General features: G+C 69.6%; 5 protein-coding genes. 3 read left to right on the plus strand and 2 right to left on the minus strand.

What is annotated here, in order from left to right; all coding sequences use genetic code 11:
* On the plus strand, window positions 1–1,096 hold a 1,096-nt coding region (locus tag QZ994_RS18360; protein ID WP_290877060.1), incomplete at its 5' end, for an acyltransferase.
* A gap of 21 nt (window positions 1,097–1,117) precedes the next feature.
* Here the strand turns inward: QZ994_RS18360 and trpE are convergent.
* Entirely contained in the window at window positions 1,118–2,605 is a 1,488-nt protein-coding gene (gene trpE, locus QZ994_RS18365; RefSeq protein ID WP_290877063.1) for an anthranilate synthase component I, read from the minus strand.
* A gap of 388 nt (window positions 2,606–2,993) precedes the next feature.
* Between trpE and QZ994_RS18370 the strand changes: the two genes are divergently transcribed.
* Window positions 2,994–3,650: a chalcone isomerase family protein gene (locus QZ994_RS18370; protein ID WP_290877066.1), complete on the plus strand. Its 657-nt coding sequence runs from the start codon at window positions 2,994–2,996 to the stop codon at window positions 3,648–3,650.
* A gap of 8 nt (window positions 3,651–3,658) precedes the next feature.
* Here the strand turns inward: QZ994_RS18370 and gph are convergent, their stop codons facing one another.
* Window positions 3,659–4,366, minus strand: a complete 708-nt coding sequence (gene gph / locus QZ994_RS18375; RefSeq protein WP_290877069.1) for a phosphoglycolate phosphatase — start codon at window positions 4,364–4,366, stop codon at window positions 3,659–3,661.
* Window positions 4,367–4,439: 73 nt separating this feature from the next.
* On the opposite strand from gph, the gene QZ994_RS18380 reads away from it, so the two are divergent.
* Window positions 4,440–5,594: a class I SAM-dependent methyltransferase gene (locus tag QZ994_RS18380; protein ID WP_290877072.1), complete on the plus strand. Its 1,155-nt coding sequence runs from the start codon at window positions 4,440–4,442 to the stop codon at window positions 5,592–5,594.
* The last annotated feature ends 195 nt before the right edge of the window (window positions 5,595–5,789 follow it).

A 5,789-nucleotide genomic window follows, 5' to 3' on the forward strand; every position in this document is an offset into this window, starting at 1 on the left:
GTCTTCCGCCCCTGCCGCCCCCTCCTTGCTGGGCCTGGAACTGCTGCGCTTTGCCTGCGCCATCTCGGTGCTGGTCTGGCACTACAACCACTTTTACGTCGCCGGCCAGGCCCATGTGGGATTCACGCTGACGGCGCAGCCGCTCTACGGCCTGCTCAAGCCGTTTTACGAAGCGGGCTGGCTGGGCGTGCAGGTGTTCTGGGCGCTGTCGGGCTTCATCTTCTTCTGGAAATACGCGCAGCCCGTGCAGGCCGGCCAGGTGCCCGCCTGGCGCTTTGCGGTGTTGCGCTTTTCGCGCCTCTATCCGCTGCACCTGATCACGCTGCTGGCCGTGGCCGCGATGGCCTGGACCTACCGTCAGGCACACGGGGTGGACTACGTCTACGCCTTCAACGACTGGCCGCACTTCATCCTGCAGCTCTTCCTGGCCAGCGACTGGCCGGGGCGCAGCGAGTGGTCCTTCAACGGGCCGATCTGGAGCGTGTCGATCGAAGTGCTGGTCTATGGCCTGTTCTTCGGCCTGTGCCGACTGGGCCTGACACGCTGGTGGCAGGTGCTGGGCGTGATCGCCGCGGCCGGCGCCATCTACGCCAGCAAGCGCACCGAGCACCCGCTGGTGCTGTGCGTGTTCTTCTTCTACCTGGGCGCCCTGACCCACCTGGCGCACGAGGCGCTGGGGCGCCTGACACCCCGGCTGCAACAAGGGCTGGCGGGCATGGCGGTGCTGCTCCTGGCCGGGGGCACGGCGCTCACGGCCCAGGGCCTGCTGCGGCCCATGTTCTACACGGCCTTGCTGGCGCCGCTGGCCATGGTCCTGCTGCTGCGCTGGGTGCAACCTGGGCCCGGCCGGGTGGCCACGCTCATCACCACGCTGGGCCACACCACCTATGCCAGCTACCTGCTGCATTTTCCGCTGCAGTTGCTGGTGGCGTGCTTGAGTTGGGGGCAACCCGAGCGCCTGCCGCTGGGCGAACCCGTCTGGCTGCTGGGCTACCTGGGGGTCACGTTCGCGCTGGCGGTGGGGGTGTACCGCTGGGTGGAGGTGCCTGCGCAGGCCGCACTGCGGGCCCGGCTGCTGGCGCGACCGGGGCGTTGACGCCCACGGTGCGCCCCAGGCTCAGAGCCCCTGCTCGACCATCTCGGCCGCGCGCACCACGGCGCGGGCCTTGACCTCGGTCTCTTTCCATTCCATCTCGGGCACCGAGTCGGCCACCACGCCGGCGCCGGCCTGCACGTAGAGGGTCTGGTCCTTGATGACGCCGGTGCGAATGGCGATGGCCACGTCCATGTCGCCCGCAAAGCTGAGGTAGCCCACGGCGCCGCCGTAGACGCCGCGCTGCACGGGCTCCAGCTCGTCGATGATCTCCATGGCGCGGATCTTGGGCGCACCGCTCAGGGTGCCGGCGGGGAAGCTGGCGCGCAGGACGTCCAGCCCGGTCATGCCGTCCTTCAGCGTGCCTTCGACGTTGCTCACGATGTGCATGACGTGCGAGTAGCGCTCGATGCCAAACGCCTCGGTCACCTTCACGGTGCCGGTTTGCGCGATGCGGCCGATGTCGTTGCGGGCCAGGTCGATCAGCATGACGTGCTCGGCGCGCTCCTTCGGGTCGGCCAGCAGCTCGGCCTCGTTGGCGGCGTCGAGCTCAGGGGTGGCGCCACGCGGACGCGTCCCGGCAATGGGACGGATGGTGACGGTCTCGCCCCCATCCTTGGCCTTCTCCTGGCGCACCAGGATCTCGGGGCTGGAACCCACGACGTGGTGGTCACCCAGGTCGTAGTAGTACATGTAGGGGCTGGGGTTGAGCGAACGCAGTGCGCGGTAGAGGCTCAGCGGCGAGGCCGTGAAGCGCTTCTGCAGACGCTGGCCGATCACAACCTGCATGCAGTCGCCGGCGGCGATGTAGTCCTTGCACTTGCGCACCGCGGCTTCGAAATCGGCCTTCTCGAAGTGGCGCTCGACCGGGTGGTGCTCGTCAGGCGGCAAGGCACCAATGGGCGGCACGGGCACGACCGCGTTGAGCTGCGCCTGCAGCTGGGCGATGCGAGCCGCGGCCTTGGCGTAGGCCTCGGGCTGGCTCGGGTCGGCGTAGACGATGAGGAAAAGGCGGTCGGCCAGGTTGTCGATGACGGCCAGCTCTTCGCACTGCAGCAGGAGGATGTCGGGCGTGCCGATGCCGCCCGTCTTGGTGGCCTTCGCCAGACGGGGCTCGATGTGGCGCACGGTGTCGTAGCCGAAGTAGCCGGCCAGGCCACCGCAGAAGCGCGGCAGGCCTTGCGGCACGGCGGCCTTGAAGCGCTGCTGGTACTGCGCGATGAAGTCCAGCGGGTTGGTCTCGGCGGTCTCGACCACCACGCCATCGGTCACGACCTCGACCTGGCGGCCGGTGGCGCGCACCAGGGTGCGGGCGGGCAGGCCCACAAAGGAATAGCGCCCGAAACGTTCGCCGCCCACCACCGATTCCAGCAGGAAGCTCATGGGCTGCCCCTGGGTGAGCTTGAGGTAGAGCGACAGCGGGGTGTCGAGGTCGGCCAGGGCCTGGGCGACCAGAGGGATGCGGTTGTGGCCTTGGGCGGCCAGGGCCTTGAAATCGGATTCGGTGATCATGGGTGAGGGGCCTCCAAGCCCCGGGCGCAGGCCATGTGGCTGGCGGGCGCCGCGAATGTCGTCTCGGATGAAGGCCTGTTCTCGGGGCGAGCCGCTGGCCATCGGGCCGAAGGGCTGCCGGAACAGGTCACGCAGGAAGCGACCAGCGACGCCAGGGCCATGCCCCCCGGTCGATCGAACCTCGGGTCTGTTTGCGTGAGATGAACATCGGTCCAGTGTATCAGGGGGGCCCTCGGGAGCCAGGGACGGCGATGGCGCCTCTTGCCCCGCCGATGGCGGCTGTTGCCCCGTGAACAGGCGGTGCGGCCTGCTTGACAAGGGCAAACCCAGATTGTCCGAGCACGCCACGCCGCAACAATCGGGCACTTCTCGACAAGAAATCGCTCACATGTCCTTGTGCAATGCAGGCAAACGGGCCGCTGGGAGGCGGCTGCTGGCAGCGGGGGCGCTGGGCCTCGCCTGGGCCGCAGGCCTGGGCTGGAGCCCCGTGGCCCGGGCCCAGCCGGCAGAGCTGGCCGGCGTGGTCTACCCCTCGGCCATCAAGGTGGAAGGGCAGGCGCTGCCGCTCAATGGCACGGGCATCACCTACCGGGCGGTGGCCAAGCTCTACACCATCGGCCTCTACACGCCGCAAAAGAGCAGCAAGGCCGAGGTCGTGCTGGCGCAAAACGGGCCCAAGCAGCTGCGCTTCGTGATGCTGCAGGGCATGCGGGTCGACGAGGTGGGCAAGACCGTCACCAAGGGCATCGAACTCAACAGCAGCCGCGAAGAGTTCTTCAACCTGATCCCCGCGATCCGCACCATGGGCGAGGTGTTTTCGCGCATCAAGCGCCTGAACACCGGCGACACCTTCACCATCGAGTACGTGCCCAAGCGCGGCACCATGTTCTTCGTCAATGGCCAGCCAGCCGGCCTGCCGATCACGGACGAGCGCTTCTACCCGGCCGTGCTGAGGGTGTGGCTGGGCTCGCGCCCGGCCTCACAGGATCTGAAAGACGCCTTGCTCTCGTACAAGCCGCCAGCGGTGCTCGACGCGCTGGAGTGAGGCCAGGCTCAGCGGCCCAGCAGGGCCGGCCAGTCGGCCTGGTCCAGCCGGGCCACGTGGGCCAGGGCCGGCACGGCCTCGATCGGCTCACCGTGGTTGTAGCCATAGGTCACCAGCAACACCGGGCAGCCAGCCGCGCGGGCGGCCTGGGCGTCGTTGCTGGAGTCGCCGACCATCAGGGTGCGGGCGGGATCGCTGCCCAGGGCCTCGCACGTCTTGCGCAACGGCAGGGGATCGGGCTTCTTGCGCTCAAAGGCATCGCCCCCGAACACCTGCTGGAAACGCCCGCGCAGGCCCTTGGCCGTGAGCAACTGCTCGGCAAAGGCCGTGGGCTTGTTGGTCAGGCAGGCCAGAGGCAGGCCCAGGGCGGCCAGCTGGGCCAGGCCCTCGGCCACCCCGGGAAAGACCTCGGAGTGCCGGCCATTGAGCAGCGGGTACTGCCGGTGGTAGACGGCCAGGGCCTCGGGCAGGGCCTGGGCCACCTCGGCGCCATCGGGCGACAGCCCCCAGGCATGGGCCAGGCTGCGGCGCAGCAGGTCTTCGGTGCCTTTGCCCACGGTCATCGAGATGAAACTGCGGTCGACGCGGGCCCGCTCGATGGGGTGGCAGCCCAGTTCGCTCAGGGTGGCCTGCAACACGGCGATGAAATCACCCAGGGTGTCGACCATGGTGCCGTCGAGGTCGATGATGGCGGCGGTGAGGGGCAAGGTGTGCATGCCGAGATGGTAGCGGGACTGCTGGCACGCCCCGGCGCTCTCCCCTACACTGCGCCCCTCGAAAGGCCCCCCGATGCACGACACCCCTTCTCTCCCCCGCCTCCACTGGGACGACGGCCGCCAGGCCCACCAGGCGCTGTGGCGCTCCGAAGCCGGGGTGCCCGCACCCGAGCAGGTGGTGTTGGCCGACGACCGCCTCTCGGCCGACGAGGCCTATGCGCTGGCCAGCGCCGGCACGGCCTTGCTGTGGCAGGGCGACTTCCAGAACGCCCGCGCACTGCTGCAGGCCCTGGGCCGCAGGGTGGACGCCGCCGAAGCCCGCCCAGGGAAGGGCGGCACGGCCCTGGCCGCCTTCGAGCGCCACCGCCAGGCCCAGGGGCGGCGCGCCCGTGTGCTGGGCATGCTGCTGCTGCCCTTCGAGGCCGGCCACAGCATCCCGCTGCGCCGCGCCCCCGATGTGAAGCAGGCCTGCGAAGAGGCCTATGGCCCGGCCACGGAAGCCTATGTCGCCTCGCTGCGCGAGCTGCTGGGGCTGATCGGCGCGCACGAATGGCGCAAGGCCGGTGTGCCCATCGAGGCCGTGAAAGGCCGCATCCACGCGCACCACGGGGTGTTTTCGCCGATCCGTGGCGAGTACATCGACCTGGTCGCCCAAGCCCCGCTGCCGGGTGGCCGCCGCGCCTTCGACATCGGCACCGGCACCGGCGTGCTGGCCGCCGTGCTGGCCCGGCGCGGCATCAAGGATGTGGTGGCGACCGACCTCTCGCCGCGCGCCCTGGCCTGCGCACGCGACAACATCGAGCGCCTGGGCCTGAGCACGCGGGTCAAGCTGGTGGAGGCCGACCTCTTCCCGCCGGGCAAGGCCAGCCTGATCGTCTGCAACCCGCCCTGGGTGCCTGCACAGCCGACTTCGCCGCTGGAACACGCGGTCTACGACCCGGACAGCCGCATGCTGCGCGGCTTCCTGATCGGCCTGGCCGAGCACCTGCACGAAGGGGGAGAGGGCTGGCTGATCCTGTCTGACCTGGCCGAGCACCTGGGCCTGCGCCCGCGCGAGGCGCTGCTGGGCTGGATCGCCGACGCCGGCCTGACCGTGCTGGGCAAGCTGGACATTGCGCCCCGCCACCCCAAGGCCCAGGACGCGAGCGACGCACTTCACGAAGCGCGCAGCCGTGAGTTGACCTCCTTGTGGCGTCTGGGCGTGTCAGCCGAGCGTGTCGCTCAGTGACTGAGCTTCAGCCCCGGCACGCAGGCCGGGGCGTCATCGCCCGGATCAGGGCTTGCGCCAGCTGACCTTGGCCGCGGCAAAGAAGGCTTGCATCTCGCCCGAATCGCTCAGGCGGTTGATGCTGGCCTGAACGGCATCCCCCAGGGCAGAAGCATCCTTGCGGACGGCGCAGCCCACGGCCCAGCCATCAATGGG

The sequence above is a fragment of the Aquabacterium sp. genome, from assembly GCF_021768455.1.
In the GTDB taxonomy this organism is placed as follows: Bacteria; Pseudomonadota; Gammaproteobacteria; order Burkholderiales; family Burkholderiaceae_C; genus Aquabacterium.